21 protein-coding genes are annotated in these 21,974 nt (G+C 73.0%); 10 read left to right on the forward strand and 11 right to left on the reverse strand.

Annotated elements, in window-relative coordinates; all coding sequences use genetic code 11:
• Positions 1 to 77: 77 nt before the first annotated feature.
• From N542_RS0121585 to mraZ, 5 genes are all read right to left on the reverse strand, one after another.
• Complete coding sequence (locus N542_RS0121585; RefSeq protein ID WP_028645699.1) at positions 78 to 1,853, reverse strand: peptidoglycan D,D-transpeptidase FtsI family protein; 1,776 nt, start codon at positions 1,851 to 1,853, stop codon at positions 78 to 80.
• 42 nt (positions 1,854 to 1,895) lie between these two features.
• Positions 1,896 to 2,468, reverse strand: coding sequence for a hypothetical protein (locus N542_RS26915; RefSeq protein ID WP_155993295.1), 573 nt, complete (start codon positions 2,466 to 2,468; stop codon positions 1,896 to 1,898).
• Positions 2,465 to 3,427, reverse strand: a complete 963-nt coding sequence (gene rsmH, locus N542_RS0121595; RefSeq protein WP_028645700.1) for a 16S rRNA (cytosine(1402)-N(4))-methyltransferase RsmH — start codon at positions 3,425 to 3,427, stop codon at positions 2,465 to 2,467. Before rsmH ends, N542_RS26915 begins: the two co-directional genes overlap by 4 nt.
• A 1-nt stretch (position 3,428) precedes the next feature.
• Entirely contained in the window at positions 3,429 to 3,602 is a 174-nt protein-coding gene (locus N542_RS27710) for a hypothetical protein (protein WP_155993297.1), read from the reverse strand.
• Positions 3,603 to 3,828: 226 nt separating this feature from the next.
• Positions 3,829 to 4,260, reverse strand: coding sequence for a division/cell wall cluster transcriptional repressor MraZ (mraZ, locus tag N542_RS0121605; RefSeq protein WP_028645701.1), 432 nt, complete (start codon positions 4,258 to 4,260; stop codon positions 3,829 to 3,831).
• Between the two features lie 390 nt (positions 4,261 to 4,650).
• On the opposite strand from mraZ, the gene N542_RS0121610 reads away from it, so the two are divergent.
• From N542_RS0121610 to N542_RS0121620, 3 genes are read left to right on the forward strand one after another with little or no spacing between them, the layout of a single operon-like run.
• Positions 4,651 to 5,628, forward strand: coding sequence for an AAA family ATPase (locus tag N542_RS0121610; protein ID WP_028645702.1), 978 nt, complete (start codon positions 4,651 to 4,653; stop codon positions 5,626 to 5,628).
• A gap of 21 nt (positions 5,629 to 5,649) precedes the next feature.
• Complete coding sequence (locus N542_RS0121615; protein ID WP_028645703.1) at positions 5,650 to 6,918, forward strand: DUF58 domain-containing protein; 1,269 nt, start codon at positions 5,650 to 5,652, stop codon at positions 6,916 to 6,918.
• On the forward strand, positions 6,915 to 9,299 hold the full coding sequence (locus N542_RS0121620) for a transglutaminase family protein (protein WP_028645704.1): 2,385 nt from the start codon (positions 6,915 to 6,917) through the stop codon (positions 9,297 to 9,299). Before N542_RS0121615 ends, N542_RS0121620 begins: the two co-directional genes overlap by 4 nt.
• Positions 9,300 to 9,624: 325 nt before the next feature.
• Here the strand turns inward: N542_RS0121620 and N542_RS0121625 are convergent, their stop codons facing one another.
• The 4 genes from N542_RS0121625 to N542_RS0121640 form a co-directional block, all read right to left on the reverse strand.
• Positions 9,625 to 10,059 (reverse strand): DUF3040 domain-containing protein, encoded by a 435-nt coding sequence (locus tag N542_RS0121625; RefSeq protein WP_028645705.1) that lies wholly within the window; start codon positions 10,057 to 10,059, stop codon positions 9,625 to 9,627.
• A 134-nt stretch (positions 10,060 to 10,193) separates the two neighbouring features.
• Positions 10,194 to 10,928, reverse strand: a complete 735-nt coding sequence (locus N542_RS0121630; protein WP_028645706.1) for a methyltransferase domain-containing protein — start codon at positions 10,926 to 10,928, stop codon at positions 10,194 to 10,196.
• Between the two features lie 29 nt (positions 10,929 to 10,957).
• A complete protein-coding gene (locus N542_RS26040) occupies positions 10,958 to 11,392 on the reverse strand; it encodes an SAV_6107 family HEPN domain-containing protein (RefSeq protein WP_036509370.1) in 435 nt (144 codons plus the stop codon).
• A 165-nt stretch (positions 11,393 to 11,557) separates the two neighbouring features.
• Positions 11,558 to 12,016 (reverse strand): hypothetical protein, encoded by a 459-nt coding sequence (locus N542_RS0121640; protein ID WP_155993299.1) that lies wholly within the window; start codon positions 12,014 to 12,016, stop codon positions 11,558 to 11,560.
• 59 nt (positions 12,017 to 12,075) lie between these two features.
• Here N542_RS0121640 and N542_RS0121645 point away from each other — a divergent pair, with 59 nt between their 5' ends.
• Complete coding sequence (locus N542_RS0121645; protein WP_028645708.1) at positions 12,076 to 12,549, forward strand: YbaK/EbsC family protein; 474 nt, start codon at positions 12,076 to 12,078, stop codon at positions 12,547 to 12,549.
• Positions 12,549 to 13,847 carry a phytoene desaturase family protein gene (locus N542_RS0121650; protein WP_028645709.1) on the forward strand — a complete coding sequence of 433 codons (1,299 nt, stop codon included), beginning with the start codon at positions 12,549 to 12,551 and terminating at the stop codon, positions 13,845 to 13,847. The genes N542_RS0121645 and N542_RS0121650 overlap by 1 nt, the downstream gene beginning before the upstream one ends.
• 415 nt (positions 13,848 to 14,262) lie before the next feature.
• Here the strand turns inward: N542_RS0121650 and metF are convergent, their stop codons facing one another.
• Entirely contained in the window at positions 14,263 to 15,153 is an 891-nt protein-coding gene (gene metF / locus N542_RS0121655) for a methylenetetrahydrofolate reductase [NAD(P)H] (RefSeq protein ID WP_028645710.1), read from the reverse strand.
• A gap of 65 nt (positions 15,154 to 15,218) precedes the next feature.
• On the opposite strand from metF, the gene N542_RS0121660 reads away from it, so the two are divergent.
• Complete coding sequence (locus N542_RS0121660; protein ID WP_028645711.1) at positions 15,219 to 16,289, forward strand: polyprenyl synthetase family protein; 1,071 nt, start codon at positions 15,219 to 15,221, stop codon at positions 16,287 to 16,289.
• A gap of 35 nt (positions 16,290 to 16,324) precedes the next feature.
• On the opposite strand, the gene N542_RS0121665 is transcribed toward N542_RS0121660, so the two are convergent.
• Positions 16,325 to 16,708 carry an Rv2175c family DNA-binding protein gene (locus N542_RS0121665; protein ID WP_036509373.1) on the reverse strand — a complete coding sequence of 128 codons (384 nt, stop codon included), beginning with the start codon at positions 16,706 to 16,708 and terminating at the stop codon, positions 16,325 to 16,327.
• 121 nt (positions 16,709 to 16,829) lie between these two features.
• Here N542_RS0121665 and pknB point away from each other — a divergent pair, with 121 nt between their 5' ends.
• From pknB to aroF, 4 genes are all read left to right on the forward strand, one after another.
• The gene (gene pknB / locus N542_RS0121670) at positions 16,830 to 18,848 is read left to right on the forward strand and encodes a Stk1 family PASTA domain-containing Ser/Thr kinase (protein WP_051552232.1); all 2,019 of its coding nucleotides are present in this window, start codon (positions 16,830 to 16,832) and stop codon (positions 18,846 to 18,848) included.
• A gap of 49 nt (positions 18,849 to 18,897) precedes the next feature.
• Positions 18,898 to 19,794: a deoxyribonuclease IV gene (locus N542_RS0121675; protein WP_028645714.1), complete on the forward strand. Its 897-nt coding sequence runs from the start codon at positions 18,898 to 18,900 to the stop codon at positions 19,792 to 19,794.
• Positions 19,791 to 20,684, forward strand: coding sequence for a DMT family transporter (locus N542_RS0121680; RefSeq protein ID WP_028645715.1), 894 nt, complete (start codon positions 19,791 to 19,793; stop codon positions 20,682 to 20,684). Before N542_RS0121675 ends, N542_RS0121680 begins: the two co-directional genes overlap by 4 nt.
• 246 nt (positions 20,685 to 20,930) lie before the next feature.
• Positions 20,931 to 21,968 carry a 3-deoxy-7-phosphoheptulonate synthase gene (aroF, locus tag N542_RS0121685; protein WP_231482829.1) on the forward strand — a complete coding sequence of 346 codons (1,038 nt, stop codon included), beginning with the start codon at positions 20,931 to 20,933 and terminating at the stop codon, positions 21,966 to 21,968.
• Positions 21,969 to 21,974: the final 6 nt, after the last annotated feature.

The following is a 21,974-nucleotide window of genomic DNA, read 5'->3' on the forward strand; positions in this document are numbered from 1 at the left end:
GCTGCCGGGGCCTGGTCGCGGCCGTCTGGTCGTCGGTCACCACGCGAGGCTATCGCTGGTGCTGACGGCGCTGAAGGTCACCACTCGACGGGCAGCTGCGACGGCTGGGTGCCGGTCGGCGGGACCGCGTAGCGGCGCAGCGCGTAGCTCATGATCTTGGAGAAGGCCGGGCCGGCGACCGAGCCGCCACCGCCGCCGTTGCGAGGGTTCTGGACGACGACGTAGATCGTGAAGCGCGGGTCGTCGGCCGGGGCGAAGCCGGCGAAGGAGACGGTGTCGGTGCCGTCGTAGCAGCCGCACTCGGCGCCGACCCGCTGCGCCGTGCCGGTCTTGCCCGCGACCCGGTAGCCGGCCACCGCAGCGCCCGGCGCGACGCCGACCTCGGGGTCGATGACCCGCTCCATCATCCGCATGGTCTGCGTGGCCGCCTTGGCGCTCACGACCCGCTTGCGGGTGGCGTGGTCGGTGCCGACCGGGACGCCGTCGTCGGTCGTGGCGGAGCCCTCGATCAGGCTGGGCGAGACGCGGACGCCGCCGTTGGCGATCGTGTTGATCGCCGCGGCCATCTGCACCCCGTTGACCGAGACCGACTGACCGAAGGCGATGCGGTCCTGCATCTGGTGAGTCCAGGTGCTGCCGGCCGGCAGCAGGCCCGAGGTCTCGCCCCGGACACCGACGTCGGTCTTCTGCCCGAGCCCGAACTTCTGCAGGTAGGTGTAGAGCTGGCCCTGCTTGAACTTGTCGGCCGCGAGCACGGTGCCGATGTTGGAGGACTTGGCGATCACGCCGGCGAGCGTCAGCGGGATGGTGCCGTGCTGCCACCAGTCGTTGATCGGCCGGTCCTCGCGGCGCAGCTGGCCGGGCACCACGATCCTGGTGCGCGGCGACACGACGCCGAGGTCGATCAGCGAGCTCATGGTGAGCACCTTCTCCACCGAGCCGGGCTCGTAGACGTCCTGGAGCGCCCGCGAGCCGAGGTCGGCCTTCGGGGAGGCGGTCGGGTCGTTGGCGTCGTACGTCGGGCCGTCCGCGACGGCCAGCAGGCCGCCACTGCGGGTGTCCATGACGATGGCGAAGCCGGAGTCGGCGCGGGAGTCCTCGACGGTCTGCTGCAGCACGCGCTGGGCGTACCACTGCAGGTCGAGGTCGAGCGTCGTCTGGAGGGGCTTGCCGTCGACCGGCTCCTTGACCGTGCTCTCGCCGAGAGGGATCCGGTTGCCGCCGCCGACCTCGTAGCGCGCCGAGCCGTCCTTGCCCGAGAGCTGCTTGTCGAAGGTCCGCTCGAAGCCGGCCAGGGGCTCGTCGGTGCCGATGAAGCCGACCAGGTTGGCGGCCACGTCGTCGGCCGGGTAGTCCCGCACCGGGTCGCGCTCGGTGTCGAGGCCCTTGAAGCCGCGGCTCTTCGCCTCGTCCATGATGTCGGTCGCGATGGTGGAGGGCACCCGGCGCGCGATGTACTCGAAGCGGACCTCGGTGCCGTCGACCTTGTGCTCGCGGAGCTTGGCGAGCGTCGAGGCGTAGTCGATGTCGAGGCGCTTGTAGAGGAACGCCGCGAGCTCGGCGGCGTGCGCACCGGTGAGCTTGGGGTCCGCGATCAGCATCATCCCGGCCACGGAGTCGGCCAGCGGCTCGCCGTTGCGGTCGACGATGTCACCGCGCTCGGCCGGCAGGTCCACGCGGTGCAGGTTCTCGGCGGCCGCCATCTGGGCGTACGAGTTCGGGTCGAGCCCCTGGAGCTGCACCAGCCGGGCGCCGAAGACCGACAGCGCGATCGCGATCACCAGGAAGCCGACGCGCAACCGCAGCTGCGGCGAGCCGCGGCGGGTGCCGCGGGGCGTCGTGGTCGCGGGCAACGGCTGCTCCTCGCTCGGGGTGACGGATGGGACGGGTGTGAACTAGCGGCTCTTCTTCTTACCGTCTCCCGTGGTCCGGGCGGCGCTGCCACCGGCCGTGTCGTCCGTCGACTTGCCGGCCGCCGTGCTCGCCGGCGGTGCCGCGACGCGGACGACCTTGGTCCGCGGGCTCAGCACCGCGGGCTTGGCCGGCGCCTTGGCGTGGATGCGCAGCGGGACGGCGTCCGAGCACGGTGCGCCGGTGACCTCGCCGGTGCCGAGCTGGAGGAAGGCCGGGCTGCACGCCTGGACCATCCCGAGCTTCACGGCCGCGCCGGCGATCCGCTGGGGGTTGCGCAGCCGGTCGAGGTCCATCCCGAGGCTCTGCTCGCGGGCCGCCAGACGCGTCGACTGCTGCTCCAGCGCGGTGGTCGCGAACGACGCCTGCTGCATCGAGGTGTTGAAGAGGAGCAGTCCGACGACGCCGCCGAGCAGCACCATGGACACCAGGGCGAGGAACGGCGCGCGACCGGCCGTCGTACGCCGCCGCGGGACCACCGTGAGGCGGGCCCGCTGGATGGCGTCCTCGGCCAGTCGGGGGATCCGGGACCGCACCTGCATGGCCGGAGTACTCATGCCGCCGCTCCCTTGTCTCGCACGCGCTCGATGACGCGCAGCCGCACCGAGGCGGCCCGCGGGTTCTCGGAGATCTCTGCCGGGCTCGCCTTCTCGCTGCCCCGGGTGACCAGGCGCAGCGCCGGCTCGTGCCCCTCCGGCACGAACGGCAGGTCCACGGGGACGTCACTGCGGCTGGCGGCGACGAAGGCCTGCTTCACCAGGCGGTCCTCCAGCGAGTGGTAGGACTCGACGACGACCCGACCGCCGACGTTGATCGCGTCGATCGAGGCCGGCATCGCCCGGCGCAGGACAGCGAGCTCGTCGTTGACCTCCATCCGCAGGGCCTGGAAGGTGCGCTTGGCCGGGTGTCCCCCGGTCCGTCGCGCCGGGGCCGGGATCTCGGCGTACAGGAGCTCGACGAGCCGCCCGGACCTGGTGAACGGCTCCTTGGCCCGCTCGCGCACGACCGCACCGGCGATCTTGCGGGCGAACTTCTCCTCGCCGTACTCGCGCAGGATCCGGGTCAGGTCGGAGGCCTCGTAGGTGTTGAGCACCTCGGCGGCGGTGATGCCCGTGGTGCCGTCCATCCTCATGTCGAGCGGCGCGTCCTCGGCGTACGCGAAACCGCGCTCGCGGACGTCGAGCTGCATGGAGGAGACGCCGAGGTCGAACAGCACGCCGTCGACAGCGGACAGCCCGAGGTCGTCGAGCACGTCCTCGATCTCGTCATAGACGGCGTGGACGGCGGTGAAGCGGTCGCCGTACGGCGCGAGGCGCTCGCTGGCCAGTGCCAGGGCCTGCGGGTCCCGGTCGATGCCGATGACCCGGGTCGCGTCGATCCGGGAGAGCACGGCCTCGCTGTGGCCGCCGAGCCCGAGCGTGGCGTCGACGAGCACGGAGCCGGGGCGGTCCAGTGCGGGCGCGAGAAGAGCGACGACCCGGTCCAGGAGGACGGGGACGTGGGAGGGGCCGGCCATGTCAGGCCTGTCGCGCCGCGACTGCGAGGAGCAGGAAGAAAGCAGCGACCCCGACCGAGGTGGCCGCGGAGAACGCCATCAGGGTGGCGGCATCCCGGGCCTGGTGCCGGACCCGCGGTGCGGCGGCGGCCGGCTCGGTGTACTGCGGCGGGGGTGCCGCGGAGGTGATGCTCATGTGGTTCTCGACCCTCGATGTGGTGGTGCTGGGGAAGACTTCGAGTTGTGCTGCGATCCGCCTGACCAGGTCCCTGCCCGCTCCCGAAGGAAGGTGACATCTGGAACCGGGGAAGGTGCCCCAGATGTCGCGGGAGCGGGCTCGAGACCTCGTCCTGCGGATCGTGTGAAGCTCGTGGTGCTGTGCTGGTTGCTGGTGCTGCTTGCTGGTGCTGGTCGGTGGGCTGCTAGTTCGGTGATGCGGGCTGCTCGTCGAGCTCGGCGAACTTCTCCTGCGCTCCGGTGGAGTACTCGCGCCAGCGGGCCGGGTCCCAGATCTCGATCCGGTCCATGACTCCGATGACGACGACGTCGCGCTCCAGCGCGGCGTACTCCCGCAGCGTGGCCGGGATGCCGATCCGGCCCTGCTTGTCCAGCGATCCCTCGTCGGCCCCGGCGAAGAGGATGCGGGCGTAGTCACGCGCGCCGCGCACCGTCATCGGCGTGGCCTGGGCTCGCCGGGCCTCCTCCATGAAGACGTCGGTCGGCCACACCACGAGGCAGTTCTCCTGTCCCTGTGTGACCACGAGCCCCTCCGCCAGTCGATCCCTGAACTTGGCCGGGAGGAACAGGCGGCCCTTGTCGTCGAGCTTGGGGGTGTAGGTGCCCATGAAGAACATCGAGCACCTCCACTCCCCACGACACTGGCCAGTGACGCTTCCTCCACTGCGCTCCACATTACTCCACAATCCACCACCGTCAACCACTTCACGCGTGTTGTCGCGCCTGTTTGCCGGTGGCGGCGCGTCCCTGCGCCCCGTCGACGAGGTCCGGCCCGTGCGGTCGTAGCGGCGTTTGCGCAGGTCAGCGGCCCGCAGAGGGCGGTGGAGCCGCCTCGTGAAGGGGTGGTGGAGGGCGGGTGGAGCGCCGGTGGGGCGAAATGGGGTGAATAGTGGGGAGAGCGGTGCGTCCGGGCCGTCCCGCCCCGTAGGTTTCGCTCCACGATCTACGGTGGTCGCAGGCATCGACCGACCCACGGGGGCCGGCCGGCCCAACGGGAAGGGACGACGTTGGAGACTCAGACGGGCGGGGCCGATCTGGAGACGTTGGCGCGGGTCCTGGGCCGCGTGCGGTCCAACATCGAGCGGGTCATCGAAGGCAAGCCCGACGTGGTGTCATCGGCGCTGACCGTGCTGATCGCCGAGGGCCACCTGCTCATCGAGGACGTGCCCGGCGTCGGCAAGACGATGCTCAGCAAGGCACTGGCCCGCAGCATCGACTCGACGGTCCGCCGGATCCAGTTCACCCCGGACCTGCTGCCCTCCGACGTCACCGGGGTCTCGGTGTTCAACCAGAACACCCGCGAGTTCGAGTTCCGCCCCGGCGGCGTCTTCGCCAACATCGTCGTCGGCGACGAGATCAACCGCGCCTCTCCCAAGACGCAGTCCGCGCTGCTGGAGTGCATGGAGGAGCGCCAGGTCACGGTCGACAACGCGACGTACTTCCTCGAGCAGCCCTTCATGGTGATCGCGACCCAGAACCCGATCGAGATGGAGGGCACCTACGCCCTCCCCGAGGCCCAGCGCGACCGCTTCATGGCCCGGGTGTCGGTCGGCTACCCGGTCGAGGCCGCCGAGATCGCGATGCTCAACACCCACACGGGGCTGAACCCGCTCGACGACCTCGAGCCGGTCACCGACGCCGCCGAGATCCGCAAGCTGATCGGGATCGTCAACCAGGTCCACGTCTCCCACGCCGTCCAGCGGTACGCCGTCGCGATCACCTCCGCGACGCGTCGTACCGAGGAGCTCTCGCTGGGCGCCTCGCCGCGCGCGACGCTCCACCTGGTGCGGGCCGCGAAGGCGGTCGCCGCGATGGACGGCCGCGACTACGTGCTGCCCGACGACGTGCTCCGGCTGACCCGTCCCGTGCTCGCCCACCGGCTGCTGCCGAGCGTCGAGGCGGCGATGAGCGGCCGCTCGACGACCGCGATCCTCGACGCCGTTGTCGCCGGCGTCCCCGTGCCGGCCGCGGACGGCAGCCGCTGACGTGCGAGAGGCCCTGACCTGATGAAGGAAGCTCTGGCCGGGCTGACCGTCCGCGGACGGGCGTTCCTCACCGCCGGCGTGACCGCGATCGTCTGCTCGATCATCCTGGACCAGCCGACGCTGGCACGCGTCGGCGTGCTGCTCCTGGCCCTGACGCTGCTCACCGTCGGGGTGCTGGCCCGCAACCGCTACCGGCTGACCCTCATCCGCACGGTCACGCCCCAGCTGGTCGCGGCGGGCCAGCCGGCTCGCGTGGCGCTGACGCTGGCGAACGACGGGCTCGCGCCCAACGGCGTGCTGCTCCTGGAGGACCAGGTGCCGTACGTCCTGGGCACCCGACCGCGGTTCGTGCTCGAGGGCATCAGTCACGGCTGGCGGCACTCCGTGAGCTACCAGGTGCGCTCCGACGTCCGCGGGCGCTTCGAGATCGGGCCGATGTCGGTGCGGGTCAGCGACCCGTTCGGCCTGGTCGAGCTCGGCCGCACCTTCCGGACGACGGTGCCGCTCACCGTGACGCCGCGCACCGTGCCGCTCGCCAACATCCCGCTCGGGGGCGCCTGGACCGGATCCGGCGACAATCGGCCGCGCTCGTTCGCGACCGGCAGCGCCGAGGACGTCACCGTCCGTGAGTACCGCCAGGGCGACGACCTGCGGCGGGTGCACTGGCGCAGCTCGGCCAAGCTGGGCGAGCTGATGGTGCGTCGCGAGGAGCAGCCCTGGCAGTCCCGGGCGACCCTCTTCCTCGACAACCGGATCATCGCCCACCGCGGGCAGGGCATCGCCTCGTCGCTCGAGGCCGCGGTGTCGGCGGCGGCGTCAATCGCCGTCCACCTGACCCACCGCGGCTTCGCCGTACGACTGGTCACCGCGACGGGCGAGGAGCCGGGCAGTGCCTGGCACCTGCGCGGCGCCGACCTCAACACCGGTCCCCTGCTCGAGTCGCTCGCCGTGGTCCAGGCCGTCCAGCAGACGCGGCTCGAGACCAGCTGGCTCGGGGAGGGCGCGCACGGCGGCCTCACCGTGGCCGTCTTCGGTTCGGTGGAGCCCTCCGACCTCCAAGTGCTGCGCCGGATGCAGAACCACGCCGCCTCGGCGGTCGCGATCTCCCTCGACGTCGACGCGTGGGGCGGCGCTCCCCCGGCGGACGGCGCCACCCGGATCCTCGGTCAGCAGGGCTGGCGCGCCGTGACGCTGCGGCCCCGCGACCGGCTCGAGGCCGTGTGGCAGGAGCTCGCTCACACCAGCGGCGCGAGCTCGCGCGGCACGACCGCACGCGAGGCCACGGTATGAGTCGCTCCCGTGGCCGCCTGAGCACCAACCTCCTCGTCGCCGTCGTGGCGGCGGGGACGACGTGGCTCGCGATGTACGCCTGGCGCGACCTGACCGTGACCCCCGGCGACTTCCTGAACCCCCTCCTGCTGCTCGCCGCCGTCATCGCGGTCACCGGCACGGCGGCGCGCTGGTGGCGCTGGCCGGGTCCGATCGTGGTGCTGGCGCAGCTCGTCGTCTCCGGCATCCTGACCAGCCTGCTGCTGACGGGCTCGCCGCTGCCCATCGGCGGCGCGTGGGGCGAGCTCACCAGCGCGGTGAGCGACGCGGTCAACACCTCCCACCTGTACGCCGCGCCCGTCCCGTCCGACGCCCCGCCGGTCGACCCGCTGCTGATCCTCGGCGGCCTCGCCTGCCTGCTGCTGGTCGACCTGCTCGCCTGCACCCTGCACCGGGCGCCGCTCGCCGGGCTGCCGATCCTGGCCATCTTCACCATCCCGGTCGGCATGGTCGGTGACGCGGTCAGCTGGTGGATCTTCGCCGGTACGGCGGTGGGCTTCCTGGCCCTGCTGTTCCTCCAGGAGAGCGAGCAGGTGTCGCGCTGGGGCCGCCCGCTCGGCCTGGACCAGGAGACCGGCGACCCGATCGCGTTCGGCGCCGGCACCAACACCGTGCGCGGCACCGCCGGCCTGGTCGGCGGGGCGGCCACCGCGCTCGCCGTCCTGATCCCGGTGCTGATCCCCGCCACCGGCCTGCACCTCTTCGACTTCGGACCCGGCAGCGGCGGCGGCGAGGACATCCGCGTCGACAACCCGACGACCGACCTGGTCCGCGACCTCCGGCAGGGTGACGACACCCCCCTGATCCGGGTGACCACCAACGACCCCGACCCGTCGTACCTGCGGATCCTCACCCTCACCCGCTTCAGCGACGCGGAGTGGAGCCCGGGCAACCGCGACGTCCCCAGCGACCACCTCGCCGACGGCCTGATGCCGCCGCCGCAGGGCGTGAGCACCGACGTCCCCCGCAAGGAGTACCCCTACGACGTCTCCGTGCTGTCGCCCTTCAAGTCGCGCTGGCTGCCCACCCAACCGCCGGTGAGCAGGATCGTCGCCGACGGCGACTGGCGCTACGACGACGAGACGCTGGACTTCATCGCGGGCGACGACGACCTGACCACCTCGTCGATCGAGTACTCGATGACGTCCGTCGACCTCGACCTGACCTCGAAGGTGCTGGCCGACGCCGGTCCGCCCACCGGCAAGGTCGACGACCTCTTCACCGAGCTCCCCAACGACCTGCCGCCGATCGTGCACGACCTGTCGGTGCAGGTGACCCAGGATCTGCCCACCCGCTACGAGAAGGCGGTGGCGCTGCAGAACTGGTTCCGCGAGGACGGCGGCTTCACGTACTCGCTGGACCGCGAGCCCGGCAACGGCACCGACGCGCTCGTCTCCTTCCTCAGCGACGGCCCCGGCGGTCGCGTCGGCTACTGCGAGCAGTTCGCGTCGGCGATGGCCGTGATGGCGCGCGAGCTCGGCATCCCCGCGCGGGTCGCCGTCGGCTTCCTCAACCCCGAGCGGGACGGCGCCAACACGTGGGTCTACAGCGCCCGCGACATGCATGCCTGGCCCGAGCTGTACTTCGACGGCGCCGGTTGGGTGCGGTTCGAGCCCACCCCGTCCGGACGGGCCGGGGACGTGCCGGGCTACACCGTGCCGGCCACCGGTGCGGACGACGAGCCGAGCGCCGCGCCCACGGACCAGCCCAGCGCGTCGGTCTCCGCGCCGAACGCGCGCCCGAGCGACTCCCAGTCGGCGGGAGCGGCCGGTGCGGACGCCTCCGACGGCGGCTCGGCCTTCCCGTGGCTGGCAGCCGTCGGCGCGCTCGTGGTGCTGGCGCTCGTCCTCGGCGGTCTGGTGCTGCCCCGCACGCTCCGGGCCCGACGCCGCGAGCGCCGCTTCGCCTCCGGTGGGGTCGAGCCGGTCTGGGCCGAGCTGGAGGACACCGCCGTCGACCTCGGCGTGCCGTGGCCACGAGGGCGTTCGCCGCGCGCCACCCGCGCCGTGCTCGTCGCCCACTTCGGGGCCCCCGTCAGTCGGGACACCGTCGAACGCCCCGCCCACGGCGCCGACCTCGCGCCGGAGGCCGCCCAGGCGCTCGACCGGCTCGTGCACACGCTCGAGCTGGACCGCTACTCGCGCTCGGGCACCACGCTCGACCCGGTGCGCCTGCGCGCCGACGGCGAGGCCTGCGTGGCGGCGCTCCAGGGCGGCGCGACCCGCTCCGCGCGCCGCCGGGCCGCCTGGTGGCCGCGCTCGGTGCTCGCGCGCCGCGGCCGACGGTCGGCTCCCGGCACGCTCGAGGCCAAGTACGGCGGGGTCGTCGACCACGTCACCTGACGGTGGTCAGCGCCGGTGGCTGAGGTGCGAAGACCGCCGGTGGTTGAGGTGCGAAGGCCGCCAGGCCTGAGCCTCGAAACCACCACCGGCACTCGACGCAGCGCTCGGCTGCGGGGGTTTCGAGACGGGCCTGGCGGCCCTCCTCAACCACCGGGGCGGGGCCGCCCTCTCCTCAACCACCGGGGCGGGGCCGCGCCCTCCTCAACCACCGGGGCGGGCCGCACCACCAGTGCGGGCGCTGTCGGTGGTTGAGGTGCGAAGGCCGCCAGGCCTGAGCCTCGAAACCACCGAGACCGGACCGCCGACGCGGCCGGGCTAGTACGGGCTAGTACCCGCCGTTGTCGCGGCGACGGCTCCAGCGCTCGGCCATGCGGTCCATGAAGGAGCCGTGGGAGGACGCTCGGGAGCGCTTCGTACGACGACCGCCGTCGATGACGGTGAAGCCGCCCCGACTGGGGTGGCTGGCGCGCGGGTCGGGTGCGGCGGAGCCGTGCTGGCCGCGCATGGCGGTGAGCGCGACGGTGGCCGAGCCGAGCATCACGACGAACCCTGCGACGCCCAGCAGCGTGAGGCCGGCGACAGCGCCGGTCATGAGGACCGCGACGCCGATGGCGAAGCCGACGCCGGCGATGATGGCGCGGCGACGAGCGGATCGGCGGAACGCCGTACCTCGCAACGTCGAGGCGAACTTGGGGTCCTCTTCGACGAGGGCGCGCTCCATCTGCTCGAGCAGTCGGAGCTCCTCTTCCGAGAGTGGCACCGTTCCTCCCCAGGTGTCGTCGCCGGACGGATCTTCTCCGGCAGTGCAAGTCTAGGCAGCGGCTGGGCATCCCGGTAGCCGGGATCGGAAATTAGTGATCGAACTGTTTCACGGGCCCGCCGCTCCCGGCACGATCAGCGCGCGAGCAGGTGCAGCTGCGCCGCCAGTGGCAGGTACTCCGGGCGGCTCGACACGGCGCGCTCGAGATCGACCAGCGCCGAGGTCGCACCGGGCTCGAGGTCGAGCAGCGAGCCCGGGACCAGGTCGGCGAACACCCGGACGCCGTGCACCGTCTCCACGGAGAAGCCGGCGGCCTGCGCCAGCGCGGTCACCTCGTCGGCGGTGAAGCGGTGTCCGGCCCGACCGTCGCGCTCCCCCGGCCCGGCATCGAGCAGCGTCAGCGCCTGGGCGAAGTGACCGGCCATCGCGCGGGCGACCACGGCCGCGTGTCGTTGGGCGACCAGCAGGCTCAGGACGCCACCGGGTCGCAGCACCCGGCGCAGCGTGGCCAACGCAGCGGCGGGGTCGTCCACGACCTCGAGCACGCCGTGGCACAGCACCAGGTCGGCGCTGTCCGGTCCGGTGACCTCCAGCAGCGTCGACAGGTCGCCCTGCTGGGCCGAGACGTCGACGGCGAGCTCCCTGGCCCGCCGCGCGAGCGCCGCCAGCGCGTCGGGGCTCGGGTCGACGACCGTCACCCGGGCGCCGAGCCGGGCCACCCGGACCGCGAAGCCGCCGGTGCCGCCGCCGATGTCGAGCACGTCGGCACCGGGCGCGACGTGCGGGTGCACGGCGTCCCAGACGACGGACGTGCGAGCCGCGGCCCGACGTTCGCTGGGCCGGTCGGTGGGCCGCGCACTGTCGGTCATGGGGCCACCCTAGAGGCAGCGCGTGGGCGTCAGCCCGCCCGTACGGCGGCGGCGCGGATCTCCAGCGGCAGATGGGGCACCAACCCGAGCGACCGCTCGATCACCGCCAGGAACCGGTCGGCGTCCCGGACCAGGTCGTCGGCCTCCCGCTCGGCGACCGACCGGGTCGATCCCGCCTCGGCGGCGGCCCGCTTGGCCGCACCACCGGCGAAGAAGGTCGCCCACTCGCTGAGCTCGGGCGCCACCTCCGTGAGCAGCACCCAGGCGTTCTTCTGCGGTCGACGACCGCGCACGGCGACGGGCCGCGCCCTGGCCGAGAGCAGGGCGGCGGCCGCACGCAGCGCCGCGACGTGGGCGCAGGCGTACCGGGTCGGCGCGTCGGTGGCGGCCACCGACTCGCTGAGCGACTCGGCAGCGCGCGCGAGGTAGGAGTGGGTCGTCGCGGGCAGGGCGTACGGGTTCATCAGGCACCTCTCCTCCGCGCGGCGCGGGCGCGCCTCGCATGCGCCGGCCCGGCGGGGTCGAGGGTCGAGGTCGGCCCCGCCGGACCGTGATCGAACAATTGTTCGAACACTCCCCAAGGTACACCGCCCCACCGACAGTCCGTCAAGGATGCGCGGCAGCACCGCTCACGAGGCGGCGGGCAGGTCCCCCGCACGGCGCGACTCACGCAGGTAGGCAGAGGTGTCGCGGTGCCACAGGGCCACGACGATGGCGACCTGCAGGACCAGGCCGACGACGGAGAGCACCACGAAGAGCGCCGGCGGGCCGATCCGGAGGGTGGCACAGGTGCCGAGCGCCATCAGCACCACGTTGCCGGTCAGGGCCCAGCGGGCCCAGCCGTGCTGGGAGCGGAAGAACTCGAGGATGACGAGCGCGAGGAGCGCGACCACGACCAGCATCACCGCGGCGACCGGCGCGATCGCCGGCGGCTTGAGCGAGCTCGCGTCCGGGCGGCCGGACTCCCACGCCTCCATCAGGTCGTCGCGGAAGATGATGCTGAGCAGCGCCATCACCCCCGACAGGGCCACCAGGGCCAGGGTCAACCACACCGCTGCCTTCACCGATGCCGGCCGGTCCTGACTCATGCGTCTCCTCCTCATCACAGGCCGTCCCCGGTGCAGCGCGCTGCCCTAGGGTCTCGACCATGAACACCGAACACCCGACGATCACCCGGTTCCGCGACGACCACGCGCGACGCGGCGGCACCGGTGAGATCGTCATCCTGCCCGATTCGGTGCACACAGCGGCACTCGCGGCCGAGGCTCTGGGGTGCGAGGTCGGTGCGATCGCCAACAGTCTGCTCTTCGACGCCGACACGGCGCCGGTGCTCATTCTGACCTCGGGCGCGCACCGCGTCGACACCGCCAAGGTCGCGGCGCTCCTGGGCGGGACCAGGCTCAAGCGGGCCACGCCCGACTTCGTGCGCGAGCACACCGGGCAGGTCATCGGCGGCGTCTCCCCCATCGGCCACCCGGCCCCGGTGCCGACGTACCTCGACTCCTGGCTGCGCCGCTACGACGTCGTCTGGGCCGCCGCGGGCCATCCCGCGGCAGTCTTCTCGACGACGTACGACGAGCTCGCCTCGATGACCGGCGCGCCGGAGATCGAGGTCGGGTAGTGCCGCAGGTGGTGGTGGTCGGCGGTGGCTTCGGCGGCCTGGCGGCGGCGCTCCGGCTGGCCAAGCTCGGCCACGAGGTCACCCTGCTCGAGCGCTCCGCGACCCTGGGCGGGCCGCTGGCCGAGGTGAGCGCGGGCGAGTTCGCGTGGGACGCGGGGCCGTCGTACACGCTGCTCCCGGCCGTCGTGCGCGATCTCTTCCGCAAGACCGGCCGCCCGGTCGAGCGTGAGCTGGAGCTGGTGCCGCTGGACGTCGTGCGCGAGCACCGCTTCGAGGACGGCTCGTCGGTGCGGGTGCCGAGCGGGCGTGCCCCGCAGCTCGCCGCCTTCGACGGGCTGGGGGCCGGGCTCGGGCAGCGGTGGGTCGACCACGTCGCGTCGTACGCCGACGACTGGGACGTGCTGCGGCGCGGCTACCTCGAGAACCCCTGGAGGCCGGACCACCTCCCCCGCGACCTGGCCGCGCTGCTGGACAGCCGCGAGACGCTCCACAAGCGGCTGCGCAAGACGTTCAAGGACGAGCGGCTGCGGCTGGTGGCGGCCCACCCGCTGGTCGCCGAGGGACACGACCTGCGCAACGTGCCGGCGTGGGCGGGGTCGACGGCGTACGTCGAGCAGCGGTTCGGCGTGTGGACGGTCGAGGGTGGGATGGCGCGGCTGGGCACCGCCCTGGCCGACCGTCTGGCGACCCGAGGGGTGACGACCCTGACCGGCACCGAGGCGACCGACCTGGTGGTGCGCGACGACCGCGTCGTGGGGGTGTCGACGTCCGGCGGGGTGATCGACGCCGACGTCGTGGTGTGTGCGATCGACCCTCGCCGGCTGCCCGCACTGGCGGCGTACGTCCTCCGCACGATGCCGGCGATCCCCCCGGTCGTGGCCTACCTCGGTCTCGAGGGCGACGCGCCGGAGCTGCCCCACGAGCTGGTCCTGCACGGCGACCCGACGCTCGTCGTCCGCACGGCCGGCCGGGCGCCCTCCGGCGCCTCGACGCTGACGGTGCACGGCCGCGGCCGGCTGTCCGAGGACATCCTGCGGGCGCTGGCGCGGCACCGGATCGACGTGCGCGCGCAGGTGGTCGAGCGCGTCGACCTCAGCCCGCGCGACCAGGTCGAACGCTGGGGCGGCTCGCCGCTGGGCGTGCTCTGGCAGGGCCGGGCGACGGTGCGGCGCCGGCTCGGGCCGCGCACCCCCATCGCGGGCGTGTACGCCGCCGGCGCGCACGCCACCCCCGGCGCCGGACTGCCGTTCGTGGGGCTGTCCGCGGCGTTGGTGGCGGCTGAGGTGGGGCCGGCGTGAGGGGGGCGCTGCGTTGCCTCGTCGGATTCACCGGTGCACCGGTGAAACCGTCACTTCTGGGGCATTGCAACGCCTGAGAGGTGACAGCCCTGCCTGAGCCGCGGGGCGAGAGTGGCCGCTGAGGTCGAGCGCGCGTGCGTGCTGCGTTGCCTCGTCGGTTTCACCGGCGCACCGGTGAAACCATCACTTCTGGGGCATTGCAACGCCTGAGAAGTGACAGCCTTGCCTGAGACGTGGGGCCAGAGTGGCCGCTGAGGTCGAGCGCGCGTGCGTGCTGCGTTGCCTCGTCGGTTTCACCGGTGCACCGGTGAAACCGTCACTTCTGGGGCATTGCAACGCCCGAGAAGTGACAGCCCTGCCTGAGACGTGGGACGGGGGTAGCGACCGGCACCGTCCAGGAGACGTACGGCGTGCCTCAGACCGACATGTTCAGCGCCGCGAAGATCTCGCGCGTCGCCTTGGAGCGGTTCAGCGTGTAGAAGTGCAGCCCCGGAGCACCACCGGCGAGCAGCTCGTCGCAGAGCTCGGCGGCGATCGTGATGCCCTCGGCCCGCATGGCCGCCGGGTCGCCGTCGTGGGCCGCGATCCGCGCGACGATCTCCGGCGGGACGTCGGTGCCGATCAGCTCGCTCTGGCGGCGGATGCTGGCGAGGTTCAGGATCGGCATGATGCCCGGCAGGATCGGCAGGTCGCAGCCACGGGCGCGCACCCGCTCGACCAGCGCGAAGTAGTCGGAGGCCCGGAAGAACATCTGGGTGACGGCGAACTCCGCGCCCGCCCGGGCCTTGGCCACGAGCACGTCGGCGTCCCGGTCGAGCGACGCGGCCGACGGGTGGCCCTCGGGGAAGGCCGCCACGCCGATGCTGAAGTCACCCCGGCCGCGGGTCAGCTCGACCAGCTCCTGGGCGTACGTCAGCCCGCCGTCGGTGGGGGTCCAGGGCGCTCGCGGCCCGGCCTCCGGGTCGCCGCGCAGCACCATGACGTTGCCGATGCCGACCGCGGCGTACGAGTCGAGGACGGCCTCGAGCTGCTCCCTGGTGTGGGACACGCAGGTCAGGTGCGCCATCGGCGTCAGCGAGGTCTCCGCCGCGATCCGGCCGGTGATGCGCACCGTCGTGTCGCGGGTCGAGCCGCCGGCGCCGTACGTCACCGAGACGAACGTCGGCCGGTAGGGCTCCAGCTCGCGGATCGCCTGCCAGAGCTGCTCCTCGCCGGCCTCGTCGCGCGGCGGGAAGAACTCAAAGGAGAACGACCGCTCCCCGGCCCGGATCAGGTCGCCGATCCGGGGTGCCTGCTTGTGCGCCATGCGCACCAGTTTAAGGACGGGGACCCCCCGCCCGGCATCGATGTCCACTGGCTAGTCTCGTCCGCGTGACGGCGAACGGGTGGGACAGCGCCGGGTTCCGCGACCAGGTCCAGGCAGCGCTCGACGGGTTCATCGACGCCCAGGCGACCCTGATCGAGCCGCTGGGCGACGACGCCGTCCGACTGGTTGCCGAGGCCCGTACGGCGGTCCGCGGCGGCAAGCGCTTCCGGGCGTCGTTCTGCTACTGGGGCCACCGCGCGGTCGAGCCGACGTCGGCCGACGAGGGTGCTCTGGTCCGCGCCTGCGCGTCGCTCGAGCTCCTGCACGCCAGCGCACTGGTCCACGACGACCTGATGGACGCCTCCGACACTCGCCGCGGCCGCCCCTCCACCCACCGCGCGTTCGAGGCGGAGCACCGTACGGCGGGCTGGCGCGGCGACCAGCAGCAGTACGGCGCCGCCGCGGCGATCCTGCTCGGGGACCTGCTGCTGAGCTGGTCCGACGAGCTGCTGCGCCGCTGCGGGCTGCCGATCACCCAGGTCGCGCCGGCACTCGAGGTCTTCGACCGCTGCCGGTCGGAGGTGATCGCCGGTCAGTTCCTCGACGTCTCGGTGCAGGCCCGCGGGCGCGCCGACGTCGACGCCGCGATGACCGTGCTGCGCTACAAGTCGGCGAAGTACTCGATCGAGCGGCCGCTGCACATCGGCGCTGCCCTGGCCGGCGCGTCGCCGGCGACGATGCACGCGCTGACCGAGTTCGGCCTGCCGCTCGGCGAGGCCTTCCAGCTGCGCGACGACCTGCTCGGCGTCTTCGGCGACCCGGCGACCACCGGCAAGCCGGCCGGCGACGACCTGGTCGAGGGCAAGCGCACCGTGCTCGTCGCGCTGGCTCTCGACGCCGCGTCGCCGGCGGACGCCGCCCTCCTGGACCGCTCCCTCGGCACCGACCTCTCCCCCGACGCCGTCGCCGAGCTGCGCCGGATCATCGACACGAGCGGCGCACAGGCCCAGGTCGAGGCGGTCATCGACGAGCTCGCCACCCACGCCGTACGGTCCCTCGACCGGGCAGGACTCGACGAGCACGCCACCGAGGTGCTGCGCGAGCTCGCGGCCTCGGCGACGCAGCGCGCCGTCTGAGGCTGCGGGCCGGCCCGCGGGCCGACAGGGTGGCGCTACAGCGAGATGGCCTGCGCCCGCCGCTTGACCTCGGAGCCGCGGTTCTCGCGCAGCGCGTCGATCGGGCGCCCGGGGTAGTTGTCGTCGGTGAAGATCCAGGCGATGCACTCGCGGTCGTCGTACCGACCGTCGTGGAGGATCGTCAGCAGGCCGGGCAGGCCCTTGACGACCAGGCCGTCCTGGATGAAGTCGGCCGGCACCTGCTGCCCGGCACCGGGCGACGGGACCGCGGCGGCCAGCTCGTGGTCGCGGATCATCGTGCGCACCTTGCCGACCGTCACGCCGAGTGCCTTGGCGGTGGCCGCCCAGTCCAGCCACTCCGGGACGAGGGCCGCGAGGTCGGCGTCCGCGAGGCGCCGCAGATCTGCACTGTCTTCCATGCGCCCAGTCTCCCACCCGGAGGTTCGCCACGCCGCACCGCCGCCCAGCAGGCCAGTTCGGTACGCCGTCCGTACGATTGAGGCCCCGGATGCTTCCCCGTCCGGTCACAGGAGGGTCGCTGTGCAGCAGGACGAGCACGGAGATCGGCGCGCGCGCGCAGGCGGCGCCGACGCTGTCGTCGACCCCCTGACCGGCCGCCTCCTCGACGGCCGCTACCGGATCGGGGCCCGGATCGCGCGCGGCGGCATGGCCAGTGTGTACGAGGCCACCGACCTCCGTCTCGACCGCACGGTCGCCGTCAAGGTGATGCACCCCGGGCTGGGGGACGACAACGAGTTCGCCGAGCGGTTCGTGCGGGAGGCGCGGGCCGCGGCCCGGCTCTCCCACCCCCACGTCGTCGCGGTCTACGACCAGGGCGACGACGACGGCACCGTCTTCCTGGCCATGGAGCTGATCCCCGGCCACACCCTGCGCGACGTGATCCGCAAGGAGAGCCCGATGTCGCCGGCCCGCGCGCTGGCCGTGATCGAGCCGGTCCTCTCGGCGCTCGCCGCGGCTCACCGGGCCGGCCTGGTGCACCGCGACGTCAAGCCCGAGAACGTCCTCATCGCCGACGACGGCCGGGTCAAGGTCGCCGACTTCGGGCTGGCCAAGGCCGTCAGCACCGACACCCAGCACACCGCGACCGGCGGCGTCCTGATCGGCACCGTCTCCTACCTCGCACCCGAGCTCGTCATCAGCGGACGCGCGGACGCCCGGGCCGACGTCTACGCCGCGGGCGTCGTCCTCTTCGAGCTGCTCACCGGCACCAAGCCGCACGAGGGCGAGACCCCGATCCAGGTCGCCTACAAGCACGTCCACGAGGACGTCCCGCCCCCGAGCAGCCTCGAGCCCGCCATCCCGGCGTACGTCGACGCGCTGGTCGCCCGCGCCACCGCCCGCGACCGCGAGCTGCGTCCCGCGGACGCCGCGGTCCTGCTGCACCAGGTCCACCGGGTCAGCCACGCGCTGGCCGAGGGCGTGCTCGACGACGCCGACCTCACCGCCGACCTGACCCCGCTGCGGATGCGCCCCGAGACCCTCGAGGCACCGTCGCCGGACGACACCGCGCCCGATCCCTTCGACCGGCACGAGCTCGCGACGATGACCGCCCCCCTCCGCATCCTGCCGCCCGCCGACGCGGTGCCGCCGCGCCCCGCTCCCCCTCGCCCACCGCGCCCGCCTGCCCCCGCCCCGGCCGGACGCCGCCGCTCGCGCAAGGGGCTCGTCCTGCTCCTGGTGCTCCTGCTCCTCATCGTCGGCGGCGGTGTCGGTGCCTGGTGGTTCCTCGACGGCCGCTACACCGCCACCCCCGGCGTCCTCGGGATGACGCAGAAGGCGGCGGAGCGCGAGCTGGACGCGGCCGGCCTGGACACCGAGAAGGGTCCCCCGGCCTACTCCGAGACCGTCGCCGCGGGCCGGGTCGTCTCCACCGACCCCGAGCCGGGCTCGAAGGTCCTCACCGGCGGCACCGTCACCATTGTCCTGTCGCTCGGCAAGGAGCGGTACGACGTGCCCAAGCTCAAGGGCCTGACCGAGGACGAGGCCCAGGACGCGCTCGCCGACGGACACCTCGGCTTCGGCACCACCGCCGAGAAGTGGTCCGACACGGTCGCCGCCGGAGTCGTCATCTCGAGCTCGCCGAAGGTGGGCACGACGCTGCGTCGCGACGCCCCGGTCGACCTGGTCGTCAGCAAGGGACCCAAGCCGGTGAAGCTCCAGGACTGGGTGGGCAAGGACGCGGACGACGCGCTGGCCTGGTTCAAGGACCAGGGGCTGACCGGCAAGGTCGCCGACGAGCAGTACTCCGACACCGTCGACGACGGTGACGTGATCTCGATGGACCCGCCCGCCGGCACCACCGTGCACCGCGGCGACAACGTCTCGGTCGTGGTCTCGAAGGGCCCCGAGCTGGTCAAGGTGCCGTCGGTGCGCGGTGAGGGTGTCGCCGCGGCCCGCGAGAGGCTGGAGGGCCTCGGCTTCACGGTCGAGACCCACGACGCTCCGGGGTCGCTGGGCCTCGGGTTCGTCTTCTCGCAGAGCCCCGGCGGCGGCGAGATGGTGGCCCCGGGCTCGACGATCAGCCTCAGCCTGATCTGAGGATCGCCCCGCCCGCGGACCGGCAGCGGTCGGGCGATATTTTGGCGCGGTGCCCGACCTCGCCTCCCGCAACCCGATCGGCACCCACGTCCTGGTCGGCAAGGGCCTGGTCGAGGGCGCCGTCGCGAACGCCGACGAGGTCGGCTGCGAGACCTTCCAGGTCTTCGTCGGCAACCCGCGCGGTTGGGCGCTGAGCGCTGGGAAGCCCGCCGAGGACGCGCGCTTCCGCGACCTGATGGCCGAGCGCGGCACCCGCACCTTCATCCATGCGCCCTACCTGGTCAACCTCGGCTCGCCCACCGCGTCGACCTACGAGCGCTCGGTGGCCTCGGTCGCCCACAACCTGAAGCGGGCCGCCGAGATCGGTGCCGAGGGCGTCGTCGTGCACACGGGCTCCTTCGTCGACCCTGGCGAGGGCGACAGCGCCGCGCGCCACGACACGGCGATGAAGCAGGTCCGCGAGGGGCTGCTGCCCCTCCTGGACGCCGTCGCCGACGACGCCGCCCCGTGGGTGCTGCTCGAGCCGACCGCCGGGCAGGGCCGCTCGCTGTGCGCCGGCGTCGAGGACCTGGCGCCGTACCTCGACGCCCTCGACCACCACCCCAAGGCCGGCATCTGCCTCGACACCTGCCACGTCTTCGCCGCCGGGGCGCCGCTCGACGAGCCGGGCGGGACGACGGCCACCGTCGACCGGATCGTCGAGATCGGCGGGCCGGGACGGCTGCGACTGGTGCACGCCAACGACTCGATGGACGTGCGGGGCGCGTTCAAGGACCGGCACCAGCGCATCGGCGAGGGCCACATCGGGACCGGCGCCTTCGCCGAGCTCTTCGCCCACCCGGCGACGGCCGGCGTGCCGTTCGTCCTGGAGACCCCCGACTCGCGCAGCGCCGACAACCGCGACATCCCGCTCCTGAAGCAGCTGCGCGCCGGGGCCGGGCGGTGACCGAGGCACGCCGTACGACGCTCCTCGCGACCGCCGCCCTGCTGAGCGTCACGGCCTGCTGGGGGTCGACCTTCTTCCTCATCCACGACCTGGTCGAGCGGGTGCCGCCGGTCGACTTCCTGGCGCTGCGGTTCTCGATCGCCGCCGTGCTGCTGCTGGTCGTGGCACCGAGGGCCCTGCTGCGGCTCTCGGCGCGGGCGCGGCGCCAGGCGGTCGTCCTGGGTGCGGTGTACGGCGTGGCGCAGATCATGCAGACCGTCGGGCTCGCCCACACCCCCGCCAGCGTCTCCGGCTTCATCACCGGGATGTACGTCGTCGCGACGCCGCTCCTCGCCGCCGTGCTGCTGGGCAACCGGATCACCCGGATGACCTGGCTCGCCGTGCTGCTCGCCTTCGCGGGTCTCGCGGTGCTCACCCTCGACGGCCTGTCCATCGGGTACGGCGAGGCGATCACCTTGTCGGCCGCCCTGCTCTACGCGCTGCACATCGTCGGGCTCGGTGCCTGGTCCAACGCCGGCGACGCGATCGGGATGTCGATCCTGCAGATCATCGTGGTCGCGGCGATCTGCCTGGCCGCCAGCGCACCGCACGGGATCGTGCTCCCCGACAACGGGCGCGACTGGCTCTCGATCGTCTACATGGCGGTCTTCCCGGCCGCGCTCGCACTACTCGCCCAGACCTGGGCCCAGGCGCACCTGAGCGCCACGCGGGCCGCGATCGTGATGAGCATGGAGCCGGTCTTCGCCACGCTGTTCGCGGTGTGGTTCGGCGGCGAGTCGGCGACCCTGCGGATGGTGGTCGGTGGCCTGATGGTGCTCGCCGCGATGCTGGTGGTCGAGATCGGGCCGCGGCGCAAGATCGAGGGCGAGGTGCAGCACATCGCGGTGTGAGGCCCGTCGTACGCCCGCGTCCGCATCGCGGTCACCATGGCGGCCGTCTCCGGCGGTGACCTACTCTCCTCGTGTGGCCGCCACGTATTTCTTTGGACACCTGCCGGGAGCACCCGTGCAGGCCGTCTTGACGTAGGCAGCCTCCACCCATCCAACGCCCCCGGTCACCCGCGGGGCGTTCTGCATGTCTGGGCCCCCGACGACGTGGCCAGCTCCACCGAAAGAGGCACCACCATGGTCGTCGTCATGTCCCCCCAAGCCACCGACGAGGACGTCGCGCGCGTCGTCGCCCGCGTCGAGAGCGTCGGCGGGGAGGCCTTCGTCAGCAAGGGCGTCGTCCGCACGATCATCGGGCTGGTCGGCGACGTCGAGTCCTTCCACCACCTCAACCTGCGTGCCCTGCGCGGCGTCGCCGACGTGCACCGCATCTCGGACCCCTACAAGCTGGTCAGCCGCCAGCACCACCCCGAACGGTCGACCGTCTGGGTCGGACAGCCCGGCCACCAGGTGCCGATCGGCCCGGACACCGTCACCTTCATCGCCGGACCGTGCGCCGTCGAGTCCGCCCAGCAGACGCTCGAGGCCGCGCTGATGGCGAAGTCTGCGGGCGCGACGATCCTGCGCGGCGGCGCCTACAAGCCGCGGACCTCGCCGTACGCCTTCCAGGGCCTGGGCGTCGCCGGCCTGGAGATCCTGGCCGACGTCCGCGAGGCGACCGGGATGCCGGTCGTCACCGAGGTGGTCGACGTCCGCGACGTCGCCGTCGTCGCGGAGCACGCCGACATGCTGCAGATCGGCACCCGCAACGCGGCGAACTTCGGGCTGCTGCAGGCAGTCGGCGAGGCCGGCAAGCCGGTGCTGCTCAAGCGCGGCATGACCGCGACCATCGAGGAGTGGCTGATGGCGGCGGAGTACGTCGCCCAGCGCGGCAACCTCGACGTGGTCCTGTGCGAGCGCGGGATCCGCACCTTCGAGCCCGCCACCCGCAACACCCTCGACATCTCCGCAGTGCCGGTCGTGCAGGCCGCCAGCCACCTGCCGATCATCGTCGACCCGTCGCACGCGGCCGGCCGCAGGGACCTCGTCGTCCCGCTCTCGCGGGCCGCGATCGCGGTCGGCGCCGACGGCGTCATCGTCGACGTCCACCCCACGCCGGAGACCGCGCTCTGCGACGGCCCGCAGGCGCTGGAGGGTGCGGAGCTGCGCGAGCTGGCGCAGGTCGTACGCCGCTTCCCGGAGCTGGTCGGGCGGCAGCAGGCGCGGACTCCGGTGGCCGTCGTCTAACGTGAC

The organism is Nocardioides sp. URHA0020, assembly GCF_000620705.1.
GTDB lineage: Bacteria > Actinomycetota > Actinomycetes > Propionibacteriales > Nocardioidaceae > Nocardioides.

Bases quoted from the DNA above. Each gene is read 5' to 3' on its own strand.
- N542_RS0121620 (WP_028645704.1), top strand. From the start codon at position 6,915: ATGAGTCGCTCCCGTGGCCGCCTGAGCACCAACCTCCTCGTCGCCGTC.
- mraZ (WP_028645701.1), bottom strand. From the start codon at position 4,260: ATGTTCTTCATGGGCACCTACACCCCCAAGCTCGACGACAAGGGCCGC.
- aroF (WP_231482829.1), top strand. From the start codon at position 20,931: ATGTCCCCCCAAGCCACCGACGAGGACGTCGCGCGCGTCGTCGCCCGC.
- N542_RS0121645 (WP_028645708.1), top strand. From the start codon at position 12,076: ATGAACACCGAACACCCGACGATCACCCGGTTCCGCGACGACCACGCG.
- N542_RS26915 (WP_155993295.1), bottom strand. From the start codon at position 2,468: ATGAGTACTCCGGCCATGCAGGTGCGGTCCCGGATCCCCCGACTGGCC.
- metF (WP_028645710.1), bottom strand. From the start codon at position 15,153: ATGGCGCACAAGCAGGCACCCCGGATCGGCGACCTGATCCGGGCCGGG.
- N542_RS26040 (WP_036509370.1), bottom strand. From the start codon at position 11,392: ATGAACCCGTACGCCCTGCCCGCGACGACCCACTCCTACCTCGCGCGC.
- N542_RS27710 (WP_155993297.1), bottom strand. From the start codon at position 3,602: ATGAGCATCACCTCCGCGGCACCCCCGCCGCAGTACACCGAGCCGGCC.
- N542_RS0121665 (WP_036509373.1), bottom strand. From the start codon at position 16,708: ATGGAAGACAGTGCAGATCTGCGGCGCCTCGCGGACGCCGACCTCGCG.
- rsmH (WP_028645700.1), bottom strand. From the start codon at position 3,427: ATGGCCGGCCCCTCCCACGTCCCCGTCCTCCTGGACCGGGTCGTCGCT.
- N542_RS0121630 (WP_028645706.1), bottom strand. From the start codon at position 10,928: ATGACCGACAGTGCGCGGCCCACCGACCGGCCCAGCGAACGTCGGGCC.
- N542_RS0121640 (WP_155993299.1), bottom strand. From the start codon at position 12,016: ATGAGTCAGGACCGGCCGGCATCGGTGAAGGCAGCGGTGTGGTTGACC.
- N542_RS0121615 (WP_028645703.1), top strand. From the start codon at position 5,650: ATGAAGGAAGCTCTGGCCGGGCTGACCGTCCGCGGACGGGCGTTCCTC.